Source organism: Bradyrhizobium sp. USDA 4501, from assembly GCF_054062115.1.
In genome coordinates this window covers 8484741-8510488 of record NZ_JBSSEX010000001.1, presented here as the reverse complement: position 1 = coordinate 8510488, position 25748 = coordinate 8484741, and the positions used below count along the sequence as shown (strand labels likewise).

Annotated in this window: 24 protein-coding genes and 3 pseudogenes; 4 read left to right on the top strand and 23 right to left on the bottom strand. The window is 65.1% G+C overall.

Annotation, left to right across the window (positions count from 1 at the left end):
- Positions 1-39 precede the first annotated feature (39 nt).
- From mtnK to ACVWZM_RS39570, 22 genes and pseudogenes are all read right to left on the bottom strand, one after another.
- A complete protein-coding gene (gene mtnK, locus ACVWZM_RS39675) occupies positions 40-1344 on the bottom strand; it encodes an S-methyl-5-thioribose kinase (RefSeq protein WP_456855982.1) in 1305 nt (434 codons plus the stop codon).
- A gap of 197 nt (positions 1345-1541) precedes the next feature.
- Complete coding sequence (locus tag ACVWZM_RS39670) at positions 1542-1817, bottom strand: DUF1467 family protein (protein WP_057016477.1); 276 nt, start codon at positions 1815-1817, stop codon at positions 1542-1544.
- A 6-nt stretch (positions 1818-1823) separates the two neighbouring features.
- Entirely contained in the window at positions 1824-2228 is a 405-nt protein-coding gene (gene mce / locus ACVWZM_RS39665; protein WP_057016476.1) for a methylmalonyl-CoA epimerase, read from the bottom strand.
- Positions 2229-2299: 71 nt separating this feature from the next.
- Complete coding sequence (locus tag ACVWZM_RS39660) at positions 2300-3970, bottom strand: ribonuclease J (RefSeq protein ID WP_456855981.1); 1671 nt, start codon at positions 3968-3970, stop codon at positions 2300-2302.
- A complete protein-coding gene (locus ACVWZM_RS39655) occupies positions 3970-4776 on the bottom strand; it encodes a biotin--[acetyl-CoA-carboxylase] ligase (protein WP_456856843.1) in 807 nt (268 codons plus the stop codon). Before ACVWZM_RS39655 ends, ACVWZM_RS39660 begins: the two co-directional genes overlap by 1 nt.
- Positions 4777-4837: 61 nt before the next feature.
- On the bottom strand, positions 4838-6274 hold the full coding sequence (gene nuoN, locus ACVWZM_RS39650) for an NADH-quinone oxidoreductase subunit NuoN (RefSeq protein ID WP_456855979.1): 1437 nt from the start codon (positions 6272-6274) through the stop codon (positions 4838-4840).
- 10 nt (positions 6275-6284) lie between these two features.
- Complete coding sequence (locus ACVWZM_RS39645) at positions 6285-7799, bottom strand: NADH-quinone oxidoreductase subunit M (RefSeq protein ID WP_016841819.1); 1515 nt, start codon at positions 7797-7799, stop codon at positions 6285-6287.
- Positions 7800-9872, bottom strand: coding sequence for an NADH-quinone oxidoreductase subunit L (nuoL, locus tag ACVWZM_RS39640; RefSeq protein WP_456855978.1), 2073 nt, complete (start codon positions 9870-9872; stop codon positions 7800-7802).
- Between the two features lie 8 nt (positions 9873-9880).
- Positions 9881-10189, bottom strand: a complete 309-nt coding sequence (gene nuoK / locus ACVWZM_RS39635; protein WP_016841823.1) for an NADH-quinone oxidoreductase subunit NuoK — start codon at positions 10187-10189, stop codon at positions 9881-9883.
- On the bottom strand, positions 10186-10824 hold the full coding sequence (locus ACVWZM_RS39630) for an NADH-quinone oxidoreductase subunit J (protein WP_028333975.1): 639 nt from the start codon (positions 10822-10824) through the stop codon (positions 10186-10188). Before ACVWZM_RS39630 ends, nuoK begins: the two co-directional genes overlap by 4 nt.
- 9 nt (positions 10825-10833) lie before the next feature.
- Complete coding sequence (gene nuoI / locus ACVWZM_RS39625) at positions 10834-11328, bottom strand: NADH-quinone oxidoreductase subunit NuoI (protein WP_018271854.1); 495 nt, start codon at positions 11326-11328, stop codon at positions 10834-10836.
- Positions 11329-11335: 7 nt separating this feature from the next.
- Positions 11336-12406, bottom strand: a complete 1071-nt coding sequence (nuoH, locus tag ACVWZM_RS39620) for an NADH-quinone oxidoreductase subunit NuoH (RefSeq protein WP_018271855.1) — start codon at positions 12404-12406, stop codon at positions 11336-11338.
- Between the two features lie 10 nt (positions 12407-12416).
- Positions 12417-14492: an NADH-quinone oxidoreductase subunit NuoG gene (gene nuoG, locus ACVWZM_RS39615; protein WP_253639754.1), complete on the bottom strand. Its 2076-nt coding sequence runs from the start codon at positions 14490-14492 to the stop codon at positions 12417-12419.
- Between the two features lie 7 nt (positions 14493-14499).
- Positions 14500-14991, bottom strand: coding sequence for a hypothetical protein (locus tag ACVWZM_RS39610; protein ID WP_143270708.1), 492 nt, complete (start codon positions 14989-14991; stop codon positions 14500-14502).
- A gap of 5 nt (positions 14992-14996) precedes the next feature.
- Positions 14997-16324 (bottom strand): annotated as a pseudogene (gene nuoF / locus ACVWZM_RS39605) (NADH-quinone oxidoreductase subunit NuoF).
- A gap of 19 nt (positions 16325-16343) precedes the next feature.
- Complete coding sequence (locus ACVWZM_RS39600; RefSeq protein WP_035631350.1) at positions 16344-16556, bottom strand: hypothetical protein; 213 nt, start codon at positions 16554-16556, stop codon at positions 16344-16346.
- Positions 16556-17167 carry an NADH-quinone oxidoreductase subunit NuoE gene (nuoE, locus tag ACVWZM_RS39595; protein ID WP_029080758.1) on the bottom strand — a complete coding sequence of 204 codons (612 nt, stop codon included), beginning with the start codon at positions 17165-17167 and terminating at the stop codon, positions 16556-16558. Before nuoE ends, ACVWZM_RS39600 begins: the two co-directional genes overlap by 1 nt.
- 41 nt (positions 17168-17208) lie before the next feature.
- A complete protein-coding gene (locus ACVWZM_RS39590) occupies positions 17209-18405 on the bottom strand; it encodes an NADH-quinone oxidoreductase subunit D (protein WP_076825356.1) in 1197 nt (398 codons plus the stop codon).
- Positions 18402-19019 carry an NADH-quinone oxidoreductase subunit C gene (locus ACVWZM_RS39585; RefSeq protein ID WP_076825355.1) on the bottom strand — a complete coding sequence of 206 codons (618 nt, stop codon included), beginning with the start codon at positions 19017-19019 and terminating at the stop codon, positions 18402-18404. The genes ACVWZM_RS39590 and ACVWZM_RS39585 overlap by 4 nt, the downstream gene beginning before the upstream one ends.
- Before the next feature lie 10 nt (positions 19020-19029).
- A complete protein-coding gene (locus tag ACVWZM_RS39580; RefSeq protein ID WP_176936700.1) occupies positions 19030-19575 on the bottom strand; it encodes a NuoB/complex I 20 kDa subunit family protein in 546 nt (181 codons plus the stop codon).
- Positions 19576-19625: 50 nt separating this feature from the next.
- Positions 19626-19991: an NADH-quinone oxidoreductase subunit A gene (locus ACVWZM_RS39575; protein WP_018271860.1), complete on the bottom strand. Its 366-nt coding sequence runs from the start codon at positions 19989-19991 to the stop codon at positions 19626-19628.
- A 214-nt stretch (positions 19992-20205) separates the two neighbouring features.
- Positions 20206-20721: a MarR family winged helix-turn-helix transcriptional regulator gene (locus ACVWZM_RS39570; protein WP_057016467.1), complete on the bottom strand. Its 516-nt coding sequence runs from the start codon at positions 20719-20721 to the stop codon at positions 20206-20208.
- 130 nt (positions 20722-20851) lie between these two features.
- Between ACVWZM_RS39570 and ACVWZM_RS39565 the strand changes: the two are divergent.
- A pseudogene (locus ACVWZM_RS39565) lies at positions 20852-22038 on the top strand (Rieske 2Fe-2S domain-containing protein).
- 47 nt (positions 22039-22085) lie between these two features.
- Positions 22086-23377: pseudogene (locus ACVWZM_RS39560) on the top strand (spinster family MFS transporter).
- 41 nt (positions 23378-23418) lie between these two features.
- On the opposite strand, the gene ACVWZM_RS39555 reads toward ACVWZM_RS39560, so the two are convergent.
- Positions 23419-24432: a TRAP transporter substrate-binding protein gene (locus ACVWZM_RS39555; protein WP_456856842.1), complete on the bottom strand. Its 1014-nt coding sequence runs from the start codon at positions 24430-24432 to the stop codon at positions 23419-23421.
- A gap of 199 nt (positions 24433-24631) precedes the next feature.
- On the opposite strand from ACVWZM_RS39555, the gene ACVWZM_RS39550 reads away from it, so the two are divergent.
- Both ACVWZM_RS39550 and ACVWZM_RS39545 read left to right on the top strand, forming a co-directional pair.
- On the top strand, positions 24632-24835 hold the full coding sequence (locus ACVWZM_RS39550; RefSeq protein ID WP_057016463.1) for a hypothetical protein: 204 nt from the start codon (positions 24632-24634) through the stop codon (positions 24833-24835).
- Between the two features lie 191 nt (positions 24836-25026).
- Entirely contained in the window at positions 25027-25671 is a 645-nt protein-coding gene (locus tag ACVWZM_RS39545; RefSeq protein WP_456855977.1) for a haloacid dehalogenase-like hydrolase, read from the top strand.
- The last annotated feature ends 77 nt before the right edge of the window (positions 25672-25748 follow it).

The window sequence follows — 25748 nt, the reverse complement described above, 5'->3', positions numbered from 1 at the left end:
ATGGGTACCGCTTCGCTCCACCCATCCTACGCTTCCCGGCTACCTCGCAAAATCCGGCTGCCAGTGGCGCAGCTCGCGGGCGGCGTAGGTGACCGCGCCGATCGTCGTGTAGGACGGCGCCCCCAGCATCATATTGCGGGCGAGCTTGAGGGCCCGCGCCTCGCAGATCGCGCGCTGCTTCTCGTCGGCGATCCACTCGAAGTCGATGTTGTGCGCGAGACCAAGGATGCGCCGGATGGTCTTGGCCGCGGCGAAGCCGACGGTGTCCTCGAACAGCCGCGCCATGTACGCCTGCCGTTCTGCCTCCAACCGCGCGGCACCTGCCTCGCCGGTAAACAGCGACACCGGATAGCCGTCGCCGTTCGCCTCGCTGCGCCACAGCGCCAGGAACTTTCGGGAAAACTCGCTCCAGACGCCCTCCATGGTCGCGAGTAGCCAGGCCTCGAACGAGGCGCGCTCGCCCGGCGTGCGCTCGTGGCCGGCGGAGGCCAGATAGGCCATCAGGAGGTTGCCGATGACGGCGCCGATGTCGAAGCCCATCGGGCCGTAGAAGGCGAACTCGGGATCGATTACCCTGGTCTCGCTGTCTGTAACCATGATCGAGCCGGTATGCAGATCGCCGTGCAGCAGCGCCTGCGGGCTCGCCATGAATTTCAGCTTCAGCCTGGAGATCGCGACATGCAGGTCGAGGTCCTCGCGGAACGCCGCCGCCGTGGCGTCGAGATACGGCGCAGTCCAGCGGTTCTGCTCGGCGATGCGGTAGGGATCGGTGAAGATCAGGTCTTCTGTGATCTTGCAGAGCGCGTGGTTGCCGGCGAAATCGGCGATGCCCTGCTTCTTCTCCGCGGCCGACAACGCAAGGTCGCACGTGAAGAACAGCGTTTGCGCCAGGAAGGTTGAGATATCCTCGACAAAGCGCGGGTACCACGTGGCCTCGATCAGGCCCTTGCGCATGATGATGTGCGGCTCGAGCAGCTCCATCGCGGTGAGCGCGAGCGGCGCATCATGATGCAGCACCGCCGGCACGAGCATCGGCGCCAGCCGCGCCTGGTGCACCAGCGCCATGTGCTCGTAATGCGCCCGCGACAGCGGCAGCGGCCAGCTCTCGCCGACGAGGCGCACATACGGCAGCGCCTGCTTGACCGCGAGGCCGCCGCTTCCGCCCTTGACGATGAAGACGAGATTGAGATTGCCGTCGCCGACCTCGCTGATCGACCAGTCCGCCGGCGCGCCGCCGAGCTGCGCGACGATGGCGGGCAGTCCCGCGAGATAAGCCCGCAGATCGGCTTCCCGCAGGATTCGATATGCGCTCGGCCCGGAGCCCGGCTGGGACTGCAGGTTCATCGTGGTCGCCTCCTCCGCATTGCCAGGGCGAGGTTGATCCCCACTCCATTGGCATCAGTTTCTAAAACAGCATCCCCATCGGTACGTAGCCCGGGTGAGCCAACGGGTCGCGCGAACGCGCGCCCGATGACAGGCTCCGCGATACCCGGGAAAGTGATCCCGCATGTCGCTTCGCTCATGCGGGCTACTTCTGCGTATCAGAACGGCATTCCCATCAGCTTCGACAGCCGCTCGATCGAGAGATAGCCGGAATGATAGGCCCACATCGCGATCGCGAAGATCACGGCGGAAATCAGCGTGGTCCACAGCAGCTTGCGGCCCATCCGCGCCAGGATCGGCGCGCCGGGGTCGGTGCCGGGCGCGCCGACATTGTCCTCGTGCTGGCTGCGCACGCCGAACGGCAGCGTCAGGAACAGCACGAGCCACCAAAGCACGAAGTAGATCGCAAGTCCGGTGGAGATCTGGTAAGCCATGCGGCCTCAGGCCTGTTCGATCTCGACCAGGGCGCCGGAAAAGTCCTTCGGGTGGAAGAACAGCACCGGCTTGCCATGCGCGCCGATCTTCGGCTGGCCGTCGCCCAGCACCCGCGCACCCTCGGCGATCATGCGGTCACGGGCCGCGATGATGTCGGGCACGTCGTAGCAGACATGGTGGATGCCGCCGTCGGCATTGCGCTCGACGAATTTCGCGATCGGCGAGGTCTCGCCCAGCGGCTCGATGAACTCGATCTTGGTGTTCGGCAGCGTCACGAACACGGTAATCACGCCGTGTTCCGGCAGCGGCACCGCATCGGAAATCTCGGCATTGAAGGCAGTGCCGTAGATCTTCGCGGCCTGCTTGGCGTCCTTGACCGCGATCGCGACGTGATTGAGCCGGCCCAGCATCTCTCTCTCCCTTTAGTTGAGCATGATCTTTTCGGAAAATCGCTTTGCACTCTTCCGGATCATGCTTAGGCTCAAACCGTCAGAACGTGCACGACGCAGATCGGCTTCTTGCCCCATTGCTCGTTCAGCGCCGCCCGCACCGCGCGCCGCACCGATTCCCCCAGCGCGTCCGGATCGCGCCGCCGCGGCTTCGGCAGGCCCTCGATCGTCGATACCACCACATCGAACACGATGTCGTCGAGCAGTTCGCCCGCCGCATTGTTCTCCGGCATGCCGACCAGATCAACCTCGGGATCGTCGACGAGCTCGCCCTGCTCGGTCATGGCGATGGCGACGAAGGCGCAGCCGGCAAAGCCCATCCGCCGCCGCTCCACCACAGCGCGCGACTTGGCGTCCTCCAGGATGGTTCCGTCCTTGTAGAGCCGCCCCGCCGGCACCTCGCCGATGATGCCGGGCTCGCCGGGCCCGAGCTTGACGAGGTCGCCGTTGCGGCAGGTCAGGACCTTGGGCACGCCGGCGGCGCGCGCCAGCTTGGCGTGTTCGGCGAGATGCAGCGCCTCGCCATGGACGGGGATCAGCAGTTGCGGCCGCACCCAGGAGATCATGTCGCGCAGCTCGTCGCGGCGCGGGTGGCCGGAGACGTGCACCAGATGCTCGCGGTCGGTGATGATCTCGACGCCCTGCATGACGAGGTTGTTGATGATCGAGCCGACCGCCTTCTCGTTGCCGGGAATGGTGCGGGAGGAGAAGATCACGGTGTCGCCCTTGTTCAGGGTGACCTGCGGATGGTCGTCATTGGCGATCCGCGCCAGCGCCGCACGCGGCTCGCCCTGGCTGCCGGTGCACAGCGCCAGCACCTTGTCGGCCGGGAAATGGCCGTAATAGTCGGCGCTGCGGAATTTATGCGAGCCATCGAGATAGCCGCATTCGCGCGCCACCTGCACCACGCGCTCCATGGCACGGCCGACCACGACGACCTCGCGGTCGGCGGCGTTGGCGGCGTCCGCCACCGCCCGCACCCGGGCGACATTGGAGGCGAAGGTCGTGACCGCGACCCGGCCCTTGGCCGCCTTGACCAGCTTCTTGATTGTGGCGGCGACCTCGGTCTCCGACGGCGAGCGCCCGTCGCGCACCGCATTGGTGGAATCGCCGACCAGCGCCAGCACGCCTTCATCGCCGAGCTCGCGCAGCCGCCGCTCGTCGGTCGGCTGGCCGATGATCGGGGTCGGATCGATCTTCCAGTCGCCGGTATGCAGCACGGTGCCGAGATCGGACTTGATCGCCAGCGCGTGCGATTCCGGAATCGAATGCGCGACCGGGATGAACTCGACATTGAACGGACCGATATCGACTCGCCCGCCCGACGGGATCACCGTGACCGGGATTTTTGGCGGGTTGCGCTCGGCGGCGCATTTGGCCTCGAACAGCGCCGCGCTGAATTGCGTCGCGTAGATCTTGCAGCCGAGCTTCGGCCAAAGATCGATAATGGCACCGAAATGATCCTCATGGGCGTGCGTCAGCACGAGGCCCACCAGATTGTTGCGCTCCTTCTCGAGGAAGCGGACGTCGGGCATGATCAGGTCGATGCCCGGCAGATGCTCCTCGTCGCCGAAGGAGACGCCGAGATCGACCGCGAGGAAGGACCGCTGGTGGCGGTTGCCGAGGCCGTAGATCGACAGGTTCATGCCGATCTCGCCGACGCCGCCGAGCGGCGCAAAGCTGAGCTCGTCCGGACGCGCCATCAGTTCGCCCTCACCGAGGCTGCGGAGCCGAAATAGACCTCGCCGGCGGTCACGGGCAGGCGCTCGCCATCAGCAGTGCGGACGATCAGGCAGCCGGTATCATCGATGGTGTCGAACGTGCCCTCAAGGGTCGCCGAGCCGGTCTGGACCGCGACCTTCTCGCCGAGCCCGGCCGCGCGCTCCAGCCACAGCCGGCGGATCTCGGGGAAGCCGCGGCCCTCGTCCCAGATGCCGCGAAACTCGACCCAGGCGTCCGACAGCGCGGCAAACAGCTCCTCCGCCCCGATCTGGATGCCGAGCGCCGCGAGCGATACGGCCGGCGTCGGCGTCCCCTCTGGTGCTGCGACGACATTGGTGCCGATGCCGACGACGACCGCCAGCCGGCTCCCGATGGCTTCGGCCTCAAGCAGGATGCCCGAGAGCTTCCTGCCGTTGGCCAGCACGTCGTTCGGCCATTTCAGGGTGAACTTCGGGCTGTCCGGCCCGAGCCGCAGCGCCGCCTCGATGCTGACCTTCCGCAGCGCAGCTTCGAGCGACAGCCCGGCGGCGAAGCCGAGGGTAGCGGCGACTGCCGGCTGGACGTCCGTCACCTCGAGGATCGTGCTGGCGAGATTGCCGCGCGGCGCGACCCAGACCCGCTGCCGCCGCCCGCGGCCCGCGGTCTGTTCGGGCGTCACGAACCACATCGGCCCCCGCTCGCCGCCGCGGGCGCGCAGCATCGCCTCGGCATTGGTCGAGCCGATCTGATCGAAGGCGGCGAGCCGATAGCCCGCCGCTATGGCCCGGGGCCCGAGCGTGAAGGTCATGTCAGCGTTATGCGCATGATTGGTTCCGAAAGCCAGCATCCCGATTTCGGAACTGCACGCTTCAAAATAGCGATTTTGCCGCCGCCGTGGCCACACTCACCAGCGGGCCCGGATAGGCGAAGTAGAAGATATTGAAGATGCCGGCGACCGCCAGCACGGTGCGCAGCTCGACGCGGACCGGGTCGAGCTTGCCGAGCGGCTGGTCGAAATACATCACCTTGACGATCGACAGATAGTAGAACGCACCCACCACGCTGGTCAGCACGCCGATCACGGCGAGCGTGAACAGATTGGCCTTGATCGCGGCGACGAACACGTACCATTTGCCGAAGAACCCGGCGAGCGGCGGCACGCCGGCCAGCGAGAACAGCAGCATCGCGAAGATGAAGGCGAGCAACGGGTTGGTGCGGGACAGCCCGGCGAAATCGCTGATCTGCTCCAGCGCCTGGCCGTTGCGCTTCATCGCCAGGATGATGCTGAAGGAACCGAGCGTCATCGCGACGTAGATCGTGATGTAGATCAGGACGCCCTGGGCGCCCTCGACCGTGCCGGAGGCGAGGCCGACCAGCGCAAAGCCCATATGGCCGATCGAGGAATAGGCCATCAGCCGCTTGATGTTGGTCTGGCCGATCGCCGCGAATGAGCCCAGCGCCATCGAGGCGATCGCCACGAACACCAGGATCTGCTGCCACTGGGTGACGATGCCCGGGAACGCGGTCAGCGTCGCGCGGGTGAACACCGCGAGCGCCGCGACCTTCGGGGCGGACGCGAAGAACGCCGTCACCGGCGTCGGCGCGCCCTCATAGACGTCGGGCGTCCACATGTGGAACGGCACCGCCGACACCTTGAAGCAGAGGCCGGCGAGCAGGAACACCAGGCCGAACACGATGCCGATGCTGCCGGTCGTCGCGGCGGCCGCGATGCCGGCGAAGCTGACGGTGCCGGTGAAGCCGTAGATCAGCGAGGCGCCGTAGAGCAGCATGCCCGACGACAGCGCCCCGAGCACGAAATACTTCAGGCCCGCCTCGCTCGACTTGGCGTTGTCGCGCTGGCTGGCGGCGACGACGTAGAGCGCAAGGCTCATCAGCTCGAGGCCGAGATAGAGCGAGATCAGGTCGCCGGCCGAGATCAGCACCATCATGCCGAGCGTCGACAGCAGCACCAGGATCGAGAACTCGAAGTTGCGGCTCGACGGCTGTGACAGGTACTCCGTCGACAGGATCAGGGTTGCCGCCGAGGCGATCAGCGCGAGGACCTTCAGGAAGCGCACGAAATCATCGACGATGAAGCTGCCGCCGAAGGTCACGAGCTTGCCGGCCGGCAACCAAAGCTCCAGCACGCCGGTCAGCACCAGGAGACAGATCGCCAGCGCCGTGACGAGCCGCGTCGTCCCCTGCCCGCGATAGGCTCCGATCATCAACAGCACCATGGCGCCGACCGCGAGCACCAGCTCCGGCAGCACCGGCTGCAACTGATAACCTGCACTGGAAAAGCTCATGACGAGGGCCTTACTGGACGGTCAGCGCGGCTGCCTTCACGGCAGTCACGGCGGTTTGGTAATTGTTGACGAGCTGCTGCACCGAGGCCGCCGACATGTCGAGCACCGGCTTCGGATAGACGCCGAACAGGATGGTCAGTGCGATCAGCGGGAACAGCGTCACGCATTCGCGGAAGGTGAGATCCTTGATCGACATCAGCGACGGCTTGACCAGCGCCCCGAACACCACCTTGCGGTAGAGCCAGAGCGCGTAGCAGGCCGACAGGATCACGCCGGTGGTGGCGAAGAACGCCGTCGGCAGCGAGATCTTGAAGGTGCCGAGCAGCGTCATGAACTCGCCGACGAATCCGCTGGTGCCCGGCAGACCGACATTGGCCATGGTGAAGACCATGAAGGTCAGCGCGTAGAGCGGCATCCGGTTGACGAGACCGCCATAGGCCGCGATCTCGCGGGTGTGCATGCGGTCGTAGACGACGCCGACGCAAAGGAACAGCGCGCCGGAGACGATGCCGTGCGAGACCATCTGGAACATGCCGCCGGCGACGCCCTGCGTGGTCACCGCGAAGATGCCCATGGTGACGAAGCCCATATGCGCGACGGACGAATACGCGATCAGCTTCTTCATGTCCTCCTGCATCATCGCCACCAGCGAGGTGTAGATGATGGCAATGACGGACAGCACGAACACGAACGGCGCGAAGTCGTGCGAGGCCAGCGGAAACATCGGCAGCGAGAAGCGCAGGAAGCCGTAGCCGCCCATCTTCAGCAGGATCGCGGCCAGGATCACCGAGCCCGCCGTCGGCGCCTCGACGTGCGCGTCGGGCAGCCAGGTGTGCACCGGCCACATCGGCATCTTCACCGCGAACGAGGCGAAGAAGGCCAGCCATGCCCAGGTCTGCATCGACCGCGGCACCGCGGTGTGCATCAGGGTCGGGATGTCGGTCGTGCCGGCGTTCCAGTACAGCGCCATGATGGCGAGCAGCATCAGGACCGAGCCGAGGAAGGTGTAGAGGAAGAACTTGAACGACGCATAGACCCGGCGCGGGCCGCCCCAGACGCCGATGATCAGGAACATCGGGATCAGGCCGCCCTCGAAGAACAAATAGAACAGCACGAGGTCGAGCGCCGAGAAGGTGCCGACCATCAGCGTTTCCAGGATCAGGAACGCCATCATGTATTCGCCGACGCGCTGCGTCACCGACTTCCAGCTCGCGATGATGCAGAGCGGCATGATCGCGGTGGTCAGGATGATCAGCGGCAGCGAGATGCCGTCGACGCCCATGTGATAGGTGATGCCGGTGGCGAGCCAGGACGCCTTCTCGACAAACTGGAAGTCGGTCGAGGCCGGATCGAAGCGCGCCACCAGGATCAGCGAGATCGCGAAGGTGATCAGCGTGGTCCACAGCGCGATCCAGCGCGCCGTGCGGCTCGCGGTCTCGTCACCGCCCCGCGCCAGCAGATAGACCAGGATCGCACCGACCGCCGGCAGGAAGGTCGTGACCGAAAGGATGGGCCAGGTTGTCATCTACTGGCCTCCCAAGCCGAACATGAACCAGGTGATCAATCCGGCGGCCCCGATCAGCATCGCGAATGCGTAGTGATAGAGGTAGCCGGTCTGCAATTTCACGACGTTGCGGGTGACGTCGAGCACGCGGGCGGAGACGCCATCGGGACCGAAGCCGTCGATGATGAAGCCGTCGCCCTTCTTCCACAGCGTGTAGCCGAGCCACTTCGCCGGGCGCACGAAGATCCAGTCGTACAGCTCGTCGAAGTACCATTTGTTGAGCAGGAACTGGTACAGCATCGGCTGCTGCTGCGCGAGCTCGACCGGTAGGTACGGCCTGCGGATGTAGAACAGATACGAGATGAACAGGCCGAGCGCCATCATCACGGTGGGCAGCGGCGCAAGCCAGCCCGGCATGTGCTCCATGTCCTCGAGGATGTGCGGGTTCATCTTCACGGACTCGCGGAAGAACTCTTCCACGCCGTGCGGGTTGACGAACAGCTCCTTGAACGGCAGGCCCGCCAGGATCGAGCCGGCGGCGAGCACGCCGATCGGCACCAGCATCCACACCGGGCTCTCATGCGCCGCGTCGTAGTGCTTCTGGTCGTGCGGCTCGCCGAAGAACGTCTTGAAGATCAGGCGCCAGGAGTAGAACGAGGTCAGGCCGGCGGCCACGATGGTCAAGAGATAGGCGTAGGTCGCGAACGGATTATGCGCCGCATAGGCCGCCTCGATGATCGCGTCCTTGGAGAAGTAGCCGGCGAACAGCGGGAAGCCGGTCAGCGCCAGGGTGCCAATGCACATCACCGCGAAGGTGTACGGGATCTTGCGCCACAGGCCGCCCATGTTGCGGATGTCCTGCTCGTGATGCATCGCGTAGATCACCGAGCCTGACCCTAAGAACAGCAGCGCCTTGAAGAAGGCGTGCGTGAACAAATGGAACATGCCGACCGAATAGGCCCCCGCTCCCATCGCCACGAACATGTAGCCGAGCTGCGAACAGGTCGAATACGCGACGATGCGCTTGATGTCGTTCTGCACGAGGCCGATCGTGGCGGCGAAGAACGCCGTGGTCGCGCCGAAGAACATCACCACCGCCTGCGCGGTCGGCGACAGCTCGAACAGCGGCGACAGCCGCGCCACCATGAACACGCCGGCGGTGACCATGGTCGCGGCATGGATCAGTGCCGACACCGGGGTCGGACCTTCCATCGCGTCCGGCAACCAGGTGTGCAGCAGGAACTGGGCCGACTTGCCCATCGCGCCCATGAACAGCAACAGGCAGGTCAAGGTCAGCGCGTCGGCCTGCCAGCCGAAGAAGTTGATGGTCTTGCCGGTCAGACCGGGCGCGGCATGGAAGATGGTCTCGAAATCGGTCGAGCCGACCAGCGCGTAGATCGCGAAGATGCCGAGCGCGAAGCCGAAGTCGCCGACGCGGTTGACCACGAAGGCCTTGATCGCCGCGGCATTGGCCGACGGCTTCTGGTACCAGAACCCGATCAGCAAGTAGCTCGCGAGGCCGACGCCCTCCCAGCCGAAGAACAGCTGAACGAGGTTGTCCGACGTCACCAGCATCAACATCGCGAAGGTGAACAGCGAGAGATAGCCGAAGAAGCGCGGCCGGTTCGGATCCTCGTCCATGTAGCCGATGGAATAGAGGTGGACGAGCGCGGACACCGTGTTGACCACGACCAGCATCACCGCGGTCAGGGTGTCGACCCGCAGCGTCCAGGCCACCTGCAGGTCGCCCGAGTTGATCCAGGGCAGCAGCACGACGCGCGCGTCATGGTGCATGAAGCCGACATCGACCAGCGTGAACCACGACAGCGCCGCCGACACGAACAAGAGGCCCGTGGTGATCAGCTCGGCAAGGCGCGAGCCGGCGGCCGCCGGCTCGGAGACATGGTGATCGTCATGGCCATGGTCATCATGGCCGTGATCGTCATGGGCCGCGAAGGCATGGGCGTCGCCATGCGCATCGTCGTGATGGTCGACGGTATCGCCGCTCGGGCAGCGCGCATGGGCACCGACCAGCGAGATAATGCCTGCGAGGATGGCGCCCAGCAGAGGCAGGAATACGATTGCCTGAACCATAACTGCGCCTAGCCCTTCATCAGATTGACGTCTTCAACCGCGATCGAACCGCGGTTGCGGAAATACACCACCAGCACGGCGAGACCGATCGCAGCCTCGGCGGCGGCCACCGTCAGCACCAAGAGCGCGAACACCTGGCCGACGATGTCGCCGAGGAAGGTCGAGAACGCCACCAGGTTGATGTTGACCGACAGCAGGATCAGCTCGATCGACATCAGGATGACGATGATGTTCTTGCGGTTGAGGAAGATGCCGAGGATCCCGAGCGTGAACAGGATCGCGGCGACCGCGAGATAGTGTCCGAGCCCGATCGTCATTTCACCCACTCCGCCGCGTCGGCATCCTGCAGGCCCTGCCCCGACGCCACCTTGCGCATCGCCATCGCCATCTCGGGCGTGCGCGCGTTCTGCACGTTGATGTTCTGCCGCTTGACCTTGGCCTTGTGGCGCAGCGTCAGCACGATGGCGCCGATCATCGCGACCAGCAGCACCATGCCGGCGAGCTGGAAGTAATGGATGTACTTCGTATAGAGCACGAGGCCGAGCGCCTCGGTGTTGCTGACATTGGTCGGGATCGCCGCGGTGATCGTCTTGGTCACGGCCGGGTTGATCACCCAGGCGCCGACGACGAGCAGCAGCTCGAACATGAAGATGCCGCCGATCACGATGCCAATCGGCAGATACTGGATGAAGCCCTCGCGTAGCTCGACGAAGTCGACGTCGAGCATCATGATCACGAACAGGAACAGCACCGCGACCGCGCCGACATAGACCACGATCAGCATCATCCCGAGGAACTCGGCGCCCATCAGGATGAACAGACCGGCCGCGTTGACGAAGGCCAGGATCAGGAACAGCACGGAGTGCACGGGATTGCGCGAGACAATCACCATGACCGCCGAGGCCACGCAGGCCGCAGCAAACAGGTAGAAGAACAGCGCCGGAAGGATCATGCCCTCACCTCACCGGTACGGCGCGTCGAGCGCGATCGACTTCGCGATCTCGCGCTCCCAGCGGTCGCCATTGGCGAGCAGCTTGGCCTTGTCATAGTACAGTTCCTCGCGGGTCTCGGTCGCGAATTCGAAATTCGGTCCCTCGACGATGGCGTCCACCGGGCATGCCTCCTGGCACAGGCCGCAATAGATGCACTTCACCATGTCGATGTCGTACCGCACCGTGCGGCGGGTGCCGTCGTTGCGGCGCGGGCCGGCCTCGATCGTGATCGCCTGCGCCGGGCAGATCGCCTCGCACAGCTTGCAGGCGATGCAGCGTTCCTCGCCGTTCGGATAGCGGCGCAGCGCGTGCTCGCCGCGGAAGCGCGGCGAGATCGGGCCCTTCTCGAAGGGATAGTTCAGCGTCGGCTTCGGCTGGAAGAAATAGCGCATCGCGAGGAAGAACGCCGAGACGAATTCCGACAGCAGAAGCGAGCGGGCTGTTGCGTTGACATTGACACTCATGACGGCCTCACTTCGGCGCGATGCCGGCGAACTGCAGCACGCCGGCCACGATCACCACCATCGCCAGCGACAGCGGCAGGAACACCTTCCAGCCGAGCCGCATCAGTTGATCGTAGCGGTAGCGCGGCACGATCGCCTTCGCCATCGCGAACATGAAGAACATGAAGAACACCTTCAGGGCGAACCAGACGATGCCCGGAATCCAGGTGAACGGCGGCAGATTGACCGGCGGCAGCCAGCCGCCCAGGAACAGGATCGACGCCAGCGCGCACATCGTGGTGATCGCGACATACTCGCCGAGCATGAACAAAAGATACGGGGTCGAGCCGTATTCGGTCATGAAGCCGGCGACCAACTCGGATTCGGCCTCGACCAGATCGAACGGCGGACGATTGGTTTCGGCCAGCGCCGAGACGTAGAACACGACGAACATCGGGAACAGCGGCCACACATACCAGTTCAGGATGGTGAGCTGCGGCAGGCCGATCAGGTGCGCAAGCCCGCGGGTGTTCTGCGCCTCGACCACAGCCGACAGGTTCAGCGAGCCGACGCAGAGCAGCACGGTGATGATGACGAAGCCGATCGAGACCTCGTAGGACACCATCTGCGCCGCCGAGCGCAGCGCGGCCAGGAACGGATATTTCGAGTTCGACGACCAGCCGGCCATGATGATGCCGTAGATCGACAGCGACGAGATCGCGAAGATGTAGAGAACGCCGACATTGATGTCGGAGATCACCCAGCCGAGATCGAACGGGATCACCGCCCAGGCGGCCAGCGCCAGGATGCACGACACCAGCGGCGCGAGCAGGAACACGCCCTTGTTGGAGCCGGACGGAATCACCGGCTCCTTCAGCACGAATTTCAGGAGGTCGGCGAAGGATTGCAGCAATCCGAACGGCCCGACCACGTTGGGGCCGCGGCGGATCTGCACCGCCGCCCAGATCTTGCGGTCGGCGAGCAGGATGTAGGCGATCGCGATCAGGAGCACGACCAGCAGCAACAGGCTCTCCGCGACCATGATGATCAGCGGCCAGAGGAAGCCGGTCCAGAACGAGCTTGCGAAGAATTCAGCCATCAGGTCACGCTCACTCCGCTGCCGTCAGCATTCGGCCCGACGCCAGCCGCGAGCACTCCGCCATCACGGCAGAGGCCCGCGCGATCGGGTTGGTCAGATAGAAGTCCTCGACGGTCGGCTTGAATGCCGCCTTGTCGACGCTGCCGCCCTTGCCTGCCAGCGCCTTGACGTCGTCGGGCTTGCCGGCCTCGATCTGGTCGAGCCGCATCAGATGCGGGTAGGCCTTGAACATAGCCTGACGCAGCGCCTGCAGCGAGTCGAACGGCAGCTTCTTGCCGAGCACGTCGGACAGCGCGCGGATGATCGCCCAGTCCTCGCGGGCCTCGCCCGGCGGGAATGCGGCGCGGTTGGCGATCTGCGCCCGGCCTTCGGTGTTGACGTAGATGCCGGACTTCTCGGTATAGGCCGCGCCCGGCAGGATGACGTCGGCGCGATGCGCGCCCTGGTCGCCATGGGTGCCGATATAGACCACGAAGGTACCGTCCGGCACCTTGATCTCGTCGGCGCCAAGCAGGAACAGCACGTCGAGCGTGCCGAAGGTCGTCATCTGCGCTGAGGTCAGGCCACCAGCCGCCGGCGAGAAGCCGATATCGAGCGCGCCGGCGCGCGAGGCGGTATCCTGCAACACTGCAAAGCCGTTCCAGCCGTCCTTCAGCGCGCCGACGTCGACTGCGAGCTTGGCGGCCTGCGCCAGCACGGCCGCCCCGTCATGCCTGGTGTAGGCGCCGGCGCCGACCAGGATGATTGGGTGCTGCGCCTTCTTCAAGACGTCGGCAAAGGAGTGCTTGCCCGCCGCGAGATCGGCCAGCGTATCGGTGCCCGCGCCGAGATAGTCGTGGTCATAGGTGAAATCGGCCTTGGCGCCGATCATGCCGACCTTGAGCCCGCCGGTGCGCCAGCGCTTGCGGATCCGCGCGTTCAGCACCGCGGCTTCCTTGCGCGGATGCGAGCCGATGATCAGGATCGCGTCGGCCTGGTCGATGCCGGCAATGGTCGGATTGAAGATGTAGGAGCCGCGGCCGGCCTTGGCGTCGAACGCATCGCCGCCCTGCACGGCGAGATTGACCGAGCCGAACTTCGCGAGCATTTCCTTCAGCGCATACATTTCGTCGACCGCGGCCAGATCGCCGGCGATCGCGCCGATCCGCTTGCCGTCGCTGCGGCTGGCCTTGGCGGCGATGGCGGCGAAGGCTTCCTGCCAGGTCGCCGGCCGGAGCTGGCCGTTCTCGCGCACATAGGGCCGGTCGAGGCGCTGCGTACGCAGGCCGTCGACGATGTGGCGGGTCTTGTCGGAGATCCACTCCTCGTTCACCGCCTCGTTGATGCGCGGCAGGATGCGCATCACCTCGCGGCCGCGGGTGTCGACGCGGATCGCAGATCCCACGCCGTCCATGACGTCGACCGACTGGGTCTTGCCGAGCTCCCAGGGCCGCGCCGCGAAGGCGTAGGGCTTCGAGGTCAGCGCGCCGACCGGGCAGATATCGACCAGGTTGCCCTGCAGCTCCGAGCTCAGCGCCTGCTCGAGATAGGTGGTGATCTCCATGTCCTCGCCGCGGCCAGTCGCGCCCATTTCCGGCGCGCCGCAGACTTCGGCGGAGAAGCGGACGCAGCGCGTGCACTGGATGCAGCGGTTCATCGAGGTCTTGACCAGCGCGCCGAGATACTTGTCCTCGACCGCGCGCTTGTTCTCGGCGAAACGGCTGGTGTCGACGCCGTAGCCCATCGCCTGGTCCTGCAGATCGCACTCGCCGCCCTGGTCGCAGATCGGGCAGTCCAGCGGATGGTTGATCAGCAGGAACTCCATCACGCCTTCGCGCGCCTTCTTCACCATCGGCGAACGGGTCGAGATTTCCGGCGGCTCGCCCTTCGGGCCCGGCCGGCAGTCGCGCACGGCCCAGGCGCAGCTCGCGACCGGCTTCGGGCCGCCCTTCACCTCGACCAGGCACATCCGGCAATTGCCGGCGATCGACAGCCGCTCGTGATAGCAGAAGCGCGGAATCTCTGCGCCGGCCGCCTCGCATGCCTGCAGCAGCGTGTACTCCGGCGGCACATCGATCTCTTTGCCATCGACGATGATCTTGCTCATGTCTGTCTCAAGTCTTTCCGAGCTTGCAGTCGGGCGGTGCGACGCTCGCGGTTTTCAATGAGGTCTTCACCCATTGCTGGGTGTCGGCGCCGTAGGTCGCGAGATAGGCAGGCTGCGCCTGGTTCTTCTCGCAGAGGAACGGCAGATGCGGTTTCAGGTCGTAGTCACACGATGCCTGCCATTCGCGCTTATCCGCGAAGGCGGCAAAGGTCTCCTCGCAGGCATAGAGGAAATACGAGACAAAACTCTCATATTGGGACCGCTCTTCGCGACCGGCGGCCTTGATGGTCTCGTAGTCCGGCTGAGCGAATTTCGGATTCTGGAATGCGAGATCGGTGTAGCCGAGAAACGCCGAACGCGCGCTGGAAGCACGGTTCGAGGTACGGATTTCGTTGATCTGCAGCAGGATTGCAACAAAGCCGAGCAGCGCCACGGTCGCCTGCGCCATCTGCGCAAGCGTCCCGTACTTCTGCCACCATGCGGCCTGTTGCGTCATCACCAACATTACTCCGCGGCTACCATGTGCATGGGATCGCGAATGCCCTGATCGTCGAGATCGGCCTTGTGCGAATATTGGTCGATGCGCTCTTCGATCTCGTGACGGAAATGCGCGATCAGGCCCTGGATCGGCCAGGCGGCGGCGTCGCCGAGCGCGCAGATAGTGTGGCCCTCGACCTGCTTGGTGACCTCGAGCAGCATGTCGATCTCGCGCTTGTGGGCACGGCCGTCGGCCATCCGGGTCAGGACGCGCCACATCCACCCCGTGCCCTCGCGGCACGGCGTGCACTGGCCGCAGCTCTCATGCTTGTAGAAATAGGAGATGCGCGCGATCGCCCGGATCAGGTCGGTCGACTTGTCCATCACGATCACCGCCGCGGTGCCGAGGCCCGAGCGCAGCTTGCTCAGGCTGTCGAAATCCATCGGCGTGTCGATGATCTGCTCGGCCGGCACCATGCGCACCGACGAACCGCCGGGGATCACGGCCTTCAGATTGCCCCAGCCGCCGCGGATGCCGCCGCAATGCTTCTCGATCAGCTCGCGGAACGGAAGATCCCCATCGCCTCTTCGACGTTGCAGGGCCGTTCGACGTGGCCGGAGATGCAGAACAGCTTGGTGCCGACATTGTTCGGCCGGCCGATGCCGGCGAACCAGGCGGCGCCGCGGCGCAGGATGTCCGGCGCGACCGCGATCGACTCGACGTTGTTGACGGTGGTCGGGCAGCCATAGAGGCCGACATTGGCCGGGAACGGCGGCTTCAGCCGCGGCTGGCCCTTCTTGCCCTCGAGGCTCTCGAGCAGCGCGGTCTCCTCGCCGCAGATATAGGCGCCGGCGCCGTGCGCGACATAGATGTCGAACGGCCAGCCGTTGATATTGTCCTTGCCGACCAGCTTGGCCTCATAGGCCTGGTCGATCGCCGCCTGCAGCCGCTCGCGTTCGCGGATGAACTCGCCGCGGATATAGACGTAGCAGGCATGCGCGCCCATCGCGAAGCTCGCGAGCAGGCAGCCCTCGACCAAAAGATGCGGATCGTGCCGCATGATCTCGCGGTCCTTGCAGGTGCCGGGCTCCGACTCATCGGCGTTGACGACGAGATAGCTCGGACGGCCGTCCTTGGATTCCTTCGGCATGAAGGACCACTTCATGCCGGTCGGGAAGCCGGCGCCGCCGCGGCCACGCAGACCCGACGCCTTCATCTCGTTGATGATCCAGTCGCGCCCCTTGTCGATGATCCCTTTGGTGCCATCCCAGGCGCCTCTGCGGCGCGCGCCCTCGAGGCCCCAATCATGCAGGCCGTAGAGGTTCTTGAAGATGCGGTCCTTGTCGTCGAGCATGCTCAAAACTTTCCGAACATCACCGATTGGCTTGCGAATAAGCGAGCCCGGCAGCGCAGCCGCCGAACACGATGGCCCACAACAGGCTGGATTCCAGCGTGGCGCTCAGGCCGTAGCGTTGCAGCAGGAACATGAAGCCCGCCGCGACAACGGTATGCAGGGCGATCGTGCGCCAAGCCTTCATCGCAGCGCCCCTTCCCGTCTCATCTGCTAGCACCTGAAAGCTCCGCATCAGGTGGTTTCCTTCAGCGTCGTCGGCCCGCCCGCGGGCGCCGAGAACTGACGGTCGACCTGCGGGCCCGGCTTCGGCGGATTGCCGGCGGCAAAGCCGTCGAGGACCTTGCCGAAGCTTTCCTTGGTCAGGTCCTCATAGGTGTCCTTCCAGATCAGCACCATCGGCGCGTTCACGCAGGCCCCTAAGCACTCGACTTCTTCCCAGGAGAAGTTGCCGTCCTTCGACAGCTGGAAGGGATCGTGATGGATGCGGTGCTGGCAGACCTCGATCAGGTCGGCGGCGCCGCGCAGCCGGCACGGCGTGGTGCCGCACACCTGCACATGCGCCTTCTTGCCGACCGGCGAGAGCTGGAACATGGTGTAGAACGTCGCGATCTCGAGCATGCGGATATGCGGCATCTCGAGCAGGTCGGCGACAGCGCGGATCGCGGCTTCCGAGACCCAGCCGTCATGCTGCTCCTGCACGCGCCACAGGATCGCGATCGCGGCCGAAGCCTGCCGTCCCGGCGGATATTTCTCGATCTGCTTCTTGGCCCAGGCAAGATTCTCGTCCGTGAACGTGAAGCTCGCGGGCTGCAATTCCTTCGGGGCAAGGCGGCGGACGGACATCGATCAAACTCTCATTGCGCGCGGTTCGGATGCGGACATCGTCACCGGTCGACTTCGCCGAACACGATGTCCAGCGAGCCCAGGATGGCGGAAACGTCGGCCAGCAGATGGCCCCTGCAGATGTGATCCATCGCCTGCAGATGGGCGAAGCCCGGCGCGCGGATCTTGCACTTGTAGGGCTTGTTGGAGCCGTCGGCGACGAGGTAGACGCCGAACTCGCCCTTCGGCGCCTCGACCGCGGCATAGATTTCGCCGGCCGGCACGTGCACGCCTTCGGTGTAGAGCTTGAAGTGATGGATCAGCGCTTCCATCGAGCGCTTCATCTCACCGCGGCGCGGCGGCGCGATCTTGTTGTCCTCGACCACGACCGGGCCCTGCCCGTCGGGTGCCTTGAGCTTCTGGATGCACTGCTTCATGATGCGCACCGACTGGCGCATCTCTTCCATGCGGATCAGATAGCGGTCGTAGCAGTCGCCGTTCTTTCCGATCGGAATGTCGAAATCCATCTCGGCGTAGCACTCGTAGGGCTGCGACTTGCGCAGGTCCCAGGCCGCGCCCGAGCCGCGCACCATCACGCCGGAGAAGCCCCACTCCCAGGCTTCCTTGAGCGGCACCACGCCGATATCGACGTTGCGCTGCTTGAAGATGCGGTTGCCGGTGAGCAGCCGATCGAGGTCGTCGACGACCTTGAGGAACGGATCGCACCACGCCTCGATGTCGTCGATCAGCTTCGGCGGCAGGTCCTGATGCACGCCGCCGACGCGGAAGAACGCCGCGTGCATGCGCGAGCCCGAGGCGCGCTCATAGAACACCATCAGCTTCTCGCGCTCTTCGAAGCCCCACAGCGGCGGGGTCAGCGCGCCGACGTCCATCGCCTGGGTGGTGACGTTGAGCAGATGCGACAGGATGCGGCCGATCTCGCAATAGAGCACGCGGATCAACTGGCCGCGGCGCGGCACCGTAATGCCGAGCAGCTTTTCCGCCGCGAGGCAGAACGCATGCTCCTGGTTCATCGGCGCGACATAGTCGAGCCGGTCGAAATAGGGAATCGCCTGCAGATAGGTCTTGTGCTCGATCAGCTTCTCGGTGCCGCGGTGAAGCAGGCCGATATGCGGATCGACGCGTTCGACGACTTCGCCGTCGAGCTCCAGCACGAGGCGCAGCACGCCGTGCGCCGCCGGATGCTGCGGCCCAAAGTTGATGGTGAAGTTACGAAGGTTTTGCGGCTGTTCATTCATGGCTTCGGCTCCGCCTTGGCCTTCTCATCGCCGGGCAGCGGATAGTCCGCGCCTTCCCAGGGCGAAAGGAAATCGAACTTGCGGAATTCCTGGTTGAGCCTGACCGGCTCGTACAGCACCCGCTTCTCCTGGTCGTCGTAGCGGACCTCGACGAAGCCGGTGAGCGGGAAATCCTTGCGCAGCGGATGGCCGTCGAAGCCGTAGTCCGTCAGCAGGCGGCGCATGTCGGGATGGCCGGTGAAGATCACGCCATAGAGGTCGTAGGTCTCGCGCTCGAACCAGTCGGCGCCCGGGAAGACGCCGATGATCGACGGCACCTGCGTGGTCTCGTCGGCCTGCCCGCGCAAACGGACGCGCGCGTTCAGCGTCGGCGACAGCAGATGGTAGACGACGTCGAAGCGCTTCTCGCGGCTCGGATAGTCGACCGCGGTCACGTCGGTGACGTTGACGAAACGGCAGCCGGGATCGTCACGCAGAAACCTGGCGACCTCCACGATTCTGCCAATCTCGACGTCGATAGTGAGCTGATTGAACGCGACCGAGTGCGCCGTGGCCGCGCCCGGAAGCGCGCTCACGATCGTCTGCCCAAGGGCGTCGAGCTTGCCGTCGTCCATACCTGAAACCTTAGCGTTCAATAGTGCCGATACGGCGGATCTTCTTCTGCAGCAGCAGCACACCGTAGAGCAGCGCTTCCGCCGTGGGCGGGCAGCCGGGCACGTAGATGTCGATCGGCACGATGCGATCGCAGCCACGCACCACCGAATAGGAGTAGTGATAGTAGCCGCCGCCATTGGCGCAGGAGCCCATCGAGATCACGTAGCGCGGCTCCGGCATCTGGTCGTAGACCTTGCGCAGCGCGGGCGCCATCTTGTTGGTCAGGGTGCCCGCAACGATCATCACGTCGGACTGCCGCGGCGAGGCGCGCGGTGCGAAGCCGAAGCGTTCGACGTCATAGCGCGGCATCGAGACCTGCATCATCTCGACCGCACAGCAGGCGAGACCGAAGGTCATCCACATCAGGGAGCCGGTGCGCGCCCAGGTGATGAGGTCATCGGCTGCAGCGACGAAGAAGCCCTTGTCGGACAGCTCGTGATTGACCTCGAGGAAAAACGGATCATTGGCGCCGACCGGCTTACCGGTCGACGGATCAAGGATACCCCTCGGAGCCATGGCGATCTCAGATTTGGCAATCGCCGGCTGGGAGGTTGCGGCGGTGGGGCTCAATCCCATTCGAGCGCGCCTTTCTTCCATTCATACGCAAACCCGACCGTCAGCACGGCCAGGAACACCATCATCGACCAGAACCCGGTGGCGCCGAGCTTTCCGAACGCCACGGCCCAGGGGAACAGGAACGCCACTTCGAGGTCGAAGATGATGAAGAGGATCGCCACCAGATAGAACCGGACGTCGAACTTCATGCGGGCGTCGTCAAAAGCGTTGAATCCGCATTCATAGGCGGACAGCTTTTCCGGGTCCGGCGATTGGAACGCGACCAGGAACGGCGCGATCAGGAGTGCCAGACCGATCAGGCTCGCGACTCCGATAAAGACCACAAGCGGGAGATAATTCTGCAGGATGCCGGTCATCGGCGAGGCCTTCTTGCTGCGGTTTCGGACATGCCGCAGATTCGTTGATTGGAATTGTTCTTGAGGCTTTAGCGCAGCGCAACTGGGGGCGCAAGACAAGCTATTTTGACGCTTTTACCGTCCTTCCCGCGGGCTCTTGGCCTCATCAGGCGGATGCGCTTGCCTCCATGGGCAACGCCGCGGCGGCCATCCGGTGCCCTGCGCTCTCCCCATATCAGCCCAGCCCCCGCTCGGCAGCGAGCATCTCGGCGGCGGTCAGGGTGAGCCGATCGATGTGTCCGAGCAGCAGCTCAAGATCCCCCGGCGCAAGCTGTTCCAGCAGGTGCCGGTTTCGCTCCTGCGCGCCGGCCACGATGGCATCATGGGCTGCCAGGCCGGCCTTGGTGAGAGAGACCAGGGTCTCCCGGTTGTCGCGCGGATTGGCCGCCTTCGCCACCAGCTTGCGCGCCACGAGCTCGGCGAGCGCCCGGCTGATCTGCCCCTTGTCCATGCCGACGGCCTCGGCGAGCCGCACCACACTCATCGGCGGCCGCCGGCCGAGCGAGGCGACCAGCCCGAACTCGACCGAGGACAGGCCGGTCAGGCGCTTGTAGCGCAGCATCGCGCCGCGCCTGAGCAGGTTCGCCAGCACCATCAGCCGCGACGACATCATCGCGGTGATCGGCGCCAGTTCGGAATCGACAACGGCCTCCGGCGGCAAGGCCCTCTCAGTCCTGAGCTTCTCGGTCATCACCAACCTCTGCCAACAAAGCCGCGCGCTGCCAAGCTCAACGATATCGTTGACATTGTCATCTATCTATCGTTGACTTAGTCAACGATAGATCGGCCGCCGGCGCCCGACCAGCGGCGGGGAGGACAACATGACGATCACCCAGCGGGACCGCGATCTCGGCACGGCCTATGCGATGAAGCCGTCGAGCACCCGGACCGAGCTCACCTCGGTCGGCCGCGGCACGCCGATGGGCGAGCTGTTGCGCCGGTATTGGCAGCCGGTCGGCCTCACCGGTGACGCCTCCGATATCCCCAGAAAAGTCCGCGCACTTGGCGAAGACCTGATCCTGTTCCGCGACCGGCATGGCCGGGCCGGCCTGCTACATGCGCGCTGCTGCCACCGCGGCACCACGCTCTATTACGGCAAGGTCGAGGAAGACGGTATCCGCTGCTGCTATCACGGCTGGAAATTCGACACCGAGGGCCGCTGCCTCGAACACCCCTGCGAGCCCGACGGCGGCCTGTTCAAGGACAAGGTGCGCCAGCCCTGGTATCCGGTGCAGGAACGCTACGGCCTGATCTTCGCCTATATGGGGCCGGCCGGGAAAAGGCCGGTGCTGCCGCGCTACGAGTGCCTGGAAAACATGGACGACGGCGAGTTCGTCGAGGCCGACGATTCCTCGATCGGCGGCGGCGGCCCTGCCGTGATCCCAACTGGCTGCAGCATTTCGAGAACGTCGCCGACCCCTACCATGTGCCGGTGCTGCACGGCTCGTTCTCAGGGCCGCAGTTCACCAACATGATGGCCTCGATGCTCGACGTGAAGTTCGAGATGTCGCCGCGCGGCATCACGGTGCGTTCGATCCGCAGGCAGGACGACGGCAAGGTGTTCTATCGCGTCACCGAGGCCGCCCTCCCCACACTCCGCGTCGTGCCCAATCCGCGCGTCGCGCAGTTCGCGCGCGTCGAATCGATCGGCTGGACCTTGCCGATCGACGACACCTCGTTCCGCATCTACGTCGCCGGCCGGGTCAAGAACGCGGGCGATATCGGGCGGATGCGCTCGAAGTTCAACGGCAAGTTCTGGTGGGACATGACCGAGGCCGAGCACCAGCAATTTCCCGGCGACTACGAGGCCCAGGTCGGCCAGGGAGCGGTGACGATCCATTCCGAAGAGCATTTTGGCCAGAGCGACCGCGGCATCCTGATGATCCGCCGGATGCTCGCTGACCAGCTCGAGGCCATGGCCACCGGCCGCGACCCGATCGGGGTGTCGTTCGACGCCGACACGAGGCCGGTCGAATTCGAGGCAGGGAATTACATCCGCGAGGCGTAAGGCCCGCGCGCAAGCAACAACAACAAAGAAGATCGGGGGAGGAAGTGATGGTCGATGTCGCACCGCAGGCGGCCGCGCCAACGCAAGCTGCGGCCGCGCCCTCGGCGCGCCGCTGCTACGTCCTCGCCTTGCTCACGATCATCTACGCCCTCAACTTCCTCGACCGCACCATCTTCAACGTGCTGATCGAACCGATCAAGAAGGAGTTCACGCTCAGCGACACCACGATGGGCCTGCTCGCCGGGTTCGGTTTCGTGCTGTTCTATTCGCTGCTCGGCATTCCGATCGCGCGGATGGCCGATCGCCTCAACCGCCGCAACATCGTCGCGGTCGCCTTCGCGTTCTGGAGCGCGATGACCTATCTCTGCGGCCTCGCCTCCAGCGTCACGACGCTGGCATTGGCCCGGGTCGGCGTCGGCATCGGGGGTCGGCGGGCACGCCGGCCTCGCAATCGATGATCGCCGATCTCTTCGACAAGAACGAACGACCGCGCGCGCTCGGCATCTACGCGATCGGCACCTATCTCGGCGTCTTCCTCGGCTATTTCATCGGCGGCTATGTCAACCAGCACTATGGCTGGCGGATGGCGTTCTTCACCGCCGGCCTGCCCGGCATCGCGCTCGCCGCCGTCTTGTGGCTGACGATCGCCGAGCCGAAGCACGGCGCGATGGCCGAGACCTTCAAGGCCGAGCCGCTGGGGCCGACGCTGCGTTTCCTGGTATCGCAGCCGAGCTTCGTCATCGTGCTGATCGGCTCTTGTCTGATGACCTACACCAACTACGCCACCGCGGTGTGGATCCCGCCGTTCCTGGCGCGGATCCATCACCTCACCAGCGCCGAGATCGGCACCTATGCCGGCACCTTCAAGGGTCTCGCCGGCATGGCGGGCACGCTGATCGGTGGCCTCGTGGTGGCGCAGATCGGCCGTCGCGACGACCGCTGGAAGCTGTGGGCGCCCGCGATCATGTCCGGTCTCGCCGGCCCGGTGTTCGCGCTGTGCATGCTGACGCAAAGCTTCACGCTGATGGTCGCGACGCTGGCGCTGACCTCGTTCATGGTCGGCTTTCATCTCGGCCCGATCTTCGCGATTGCGCAGACGGTGGCAAAACCCAGCATGCGCGCGCTGGCCTCGGCGATCGTGCTGCTGACCGCGACCTGCTTCGGCCAGGGCGTCGGCCCCCTCGCCGTCGGCATGATCAATGACGCGCTGAAAGGCACCTACGGCGTCGATGCGGTTCGCTACTCGCTGCTGTCGGCCGCGCTCACGACGACGCTCGGTGCCCTGCTGTTCGTGTTGGCGGCACGCGCGATCCGCGCCGACATCGCGCGCGCGAGCTAGCACCCGTCTCAGCCGAGCCGGCGCGTGATGTCAGGCTGCGCTCACGTCAGCTTGCCGGTGTATTTCTCCAGCGCCGCCCAGGCGTCCGCGCCGTAGGTCTTCTGCCACTGCGTGTAGAAGCCGGCCTTCACCAACGCGGCCCTGAACTGCACGGGATCGGGCTTGTTGAAGGTCATGCCCTTCTCGGTCAGCTCGGCCTGCAGCGAGCGGTCCATCTCGACCAGATCGGTGCGCTCCTTCACCGCCGCGGCGTCGAACGCGGCATTGACGAGCTCGAGCAGATCGGGCGGCAGGGCCGCCATCGCGCGGCGGTTGCCGAGGATCCAGTAACCGCTCCAGCAATGGTTCGAGAGCGCGCAGAATTTCTGCACCTCGTAGAGCTTGCCGGTCGAGACCTGCGCCAGCGGGTTCTCCTGCCCTTCGACGATGTGGGTCTGCAGCGCCGAATAGAGTTCGCTGTAGGAGATGCTCGACGGCAGCGCGCCAAGCCCTGAGAACAGCGACGTCAGCAATGCCGTCACCGGCACGCGGATCTTGAAACCCTTGAGATCGTCGACGCTGTTGAGCTGCCGGCTCGACGACGAGGTGATCTGACGGAAGCCGTTGTCCCAGACCTTCTTCAGCGGCACGACGCCGGTCTTCGTGATCGCCTCGCGCACGAGGTCGCCGACGCCGCCGTCCATCGCCGCCCAGACCTGGTCGTAGGACTGAAAGGCGAAACCGATGCTGGGCAGCCCCGATAGCGGCACCAGCGTCGACAGCGTCATGCTGGGCGCGGCCAGCAGCTCGATCCCGCCGGCGCGGACCTGCGACAGCATCTCCGGATCGCCTCCGAGCTGGCTGTTGGCGAACACCGTGATGTTGACCCGGCCGGACGACTGCGCGCCGACCGCCTTGGCGGCCTCAGTCAGGCGGATTGTTAGCGGATGGGTTTCCGGAGTGTTGACGCCGAGCTTGAAGTCGAACTCGGCCGCCGCAACGGCGCGCTTACCAAACATCGTGGCGGCGAGTGCCGCGGAGCCGGCTCCAAGGACCCGGCGCCGGGTTAGTCTCATTGTTTTCATTATTGTTTTTCTCCCAAGCGCATTTCCGCGCCTGGGGCAGTTTTAGCCGGCCGGCAGTGTGACGCAAGGCACGGTGAAACCAATCCGCCCGTGGCACGAAACCATTTCCCGGAACTCACGAAACGATCCGGAAACAGATGGGCCTTACCAGTACCTGCCATAGACGGCGCACAGACGCCCGGAGGCGACCATGAACCACTCGATCCATTCAGCTGACCGCGCGACCCATCTCAAGATTGTGGTGGTTGCCCTTATTGCGGGGATCGGGATCGCGGCGCTCGGCATTTCGGCCCGGAACAACGCGGATTTCACCCAGACTGCCCAGTCCACGCAGGTCATCAAGGCTGGCAAGCCGGTGGCGATCACCTCGTCGGGCACCTCCACGGTCCGCTAAGACGCTTTCAAGCCTCGGCAGACACAACGGCCGCCCCTGGGCGGCCTTTCTTGTTGGTCCTGATCGTCTCAAGCTCGGACCAGGACGGTGTGGCCTTTGCGAGGAGGTTCGGCTACGGCGACTGTGGACCACCGAGACCGGAGTGCGCGCGATCGACGTGTGCAAGGTCGCAACCCGGCTGAGCGCCGCGAATGACTGAACCTCGCCTCGCCGGCGACAACATTGCGAAGCCGCAGCATGCTTCCCGCACCGACGGGTCGCCCCCTTTGCTCGGCCTCCCGGCATCGCTGCCGCTGGTGCTCGACCTCGACGGCACGCTGATCACGGGCGACCTGCTCTATCTGAGCTTCGTCTCGATCCTGCGCCGCAATCCGCTGATCGTCGTGTCATGCGCCGCCTGGCTGACGCGCGGCCGCGCGGCGCTGAAGCGCCGGCTCGCACAGCGCCAGCGCATCGACTGGAGCCGGATCGAACTGCACCAGGACGTCGTCGCATTGGCCGAGCGCGAGAACGCGGCCGGCCGCCGCATCGTGCTGGCAACCGCGGCCGACGCGCTGCTCGCTCAGAAGCTGGCGTCGCGTCTGCCTTGGATCGACCAGGTGCTTGCCTCCGACGGCGAACATAATCTCAAGGGCGCCAACAAGGCCGACCTGTTGCAAAGGACATTTCCCGGGGGCTTCATCTACGCCGGCGACAGCGCCTCCGACCTCGCGGTCTGGGCCCACGCCGCCGGCATCATCACCGTCAATGCCCGCGATGCCGTGCGCGCCGCCGCGGCCGGGCTCGGCAGGCCGGCGCTGCATTTGCAGGGCCGCGCGGCCGCAGCGAAATCTTAACCGCGCCCTAACGCGGTTGTTCGATTGCAATCCGCTCCGCGACCCCAGTCTTAAAAGTTGCCCGGCTAAGGTCGGCG

Coding starts and splice junctions, on each gene's coding strand:
- nuoH (WP_018271855.1), bottom strand. CDS start 12,406: ATGGCTGAATTCTTCGCAAGCTCGTTCTGGACCGGCTTCCTCTGGCCG.
- ACVWZM_RS39585 (WP_076825355.1), bottom strand. CDS start 19,019: ATGGACGACGGCAAGCTCGACGCCCTTGGGCAGACGATCGTGAGCGCG.
- nuoE (WP_029080758.1), bottom strand. CDS start 17,167: ATGTCCGTCCGCCGCCTTGCCCCGAAGGAATTGCAGCCCGCGAGCTTC.
- ACVWZM_RS39655 (WP_456856843.1), bottom strand. CDS start 4,776: ATGACCTTCACGCTCGGGCCCCGGGCCATAGCGGCGGGCTATCGGCTC.
- mtnK (WP_456855982.1), bottom strand. CDS start 1,344: ATGAACCTGCAGTCCCAGCCGGGCTCCGGGCCGAGCGCATATCGAATC.
- ACVWZM_RS39555 (WP_456856842.1), bottom strand. CDS start 24,432: ATGAGACTAACCCGGCGCCGGGTCCTTGGAGCCGGCTCCGCGGCACTC.
- mce (WP_057016476.1), bottom strand. CDS start 2,228: ATGCTGGGCCGGCTCAATCACGTCGCGATCGCGGTCAAGGACGCCAAG.
- ACVWZM_RS39600 (WP_035631350.1), bottom strand. CDS start 16,556: ATGCGGAGCTTTCAGGTGCTAGCAGATGAGACGGGAAGGGGCGCTGCG.
- nuoN (WP_456855979.1), bottom strand. CDS start 6,274: ATGAGCTTTTCCAGTGCAGGTTATCAGTTGCAGCCGGTGCTGCCGGAG.
- ACVWZM_RS39630 (WP_028333975.1), bottom strand. CDS start 10,824: ATGATCCTTCCGGCGCTGTTCTTCTACCTGTTTGCTGCGGCCTGCGTG.
- nuoI (WP_018271854.1), bottom strand. CDS start 11,328: ATGAGTGTCAATGTCAACGCAACAGCCCGCTCGCTTCTGCTGTCGGAA.
- ACVWZM_RS39580 (WP_176936700.1), bottom strand. CDS start 19,575: ATGGCTCCGAGGGGTATCCTTGATCCGTCGACCGGTAAGCCGGTCGGC.
- ACVWZM_RS39550 (WP_057016463.1), top strand. CDS start 24,632: ATGAACCACTCGATCCATTCAGCTGACCGCGCGACCCATCTCAAGATT.
- ACVWZM_RS39545 (WP_456855977.1), top strand. CDS start 25,027: ATGACTGAACCTCGCCTCGCCGGCGACAACATTGCGAAGCCGCAGCAT.
- ACVWZM_RS39575 (WP_018271860.1), bottom strand. CDS start 19,991: ATGACCGGCATCCTGCAGAATTATCTCCCGCTTGTGGTCTTTATCGGA.
- ACVWZM_RS39570 (WP_057016467.1), bottom strand. CDS start 20,721: ATGACCGAGAAGCTCAGGACTGAGAGGGCCTTGCCGCCGGAGGCCGTT.
- nuoK (WP_016841823.1), bottom strand. CDS start 10,189: ATGACGATCGGGCTCGGACACTATCTCGCGGTCGCCGCGATCCTGTTC.
- nuoG (WP_253639754.1), bottom strand. CDS start 14,492: ATGAGCAAGATCATCGTCGATGGCAAAGAGATCGATGTGCCGCCGGAG.
- ACVWZM_RS39590 (WP_076825356.1), bottom strand. CDS start 18,405: ATGAATGAACAGCCGCAAAACCTTCGTAACTTCACCATCAACTTTGGG.
- ACVWZM_RS39670 (WP_057016477.1), bottom strand. CDS start 1,817: ATGGCTTACCAGATCTCCACCGGACTTGCGATCTACTTCGTGCTTTGG.
- nuoL (WP_456855978.1), bottom strand. CDS start 9,872: ATGGTTCAGGCAATCGTATTCCTGCCTCTGCTGGGCGCCATCCTCGCA.
- ACVWZM_RS39660 (WP_456855981.1), bottom strand. CDS start 3,970: ATGGCGCGTCCGGACGAGCTCAGCTTTGCGCCGCTCGGCGGCGTCGGC.
- ACVWZM_RS39645 (WP_016841819.1), bottom strand. CDS start 7,799: ATGACAACCTGGCCCATCCTTTCGGTCACGACCTTCCTGCCGGCGGTC.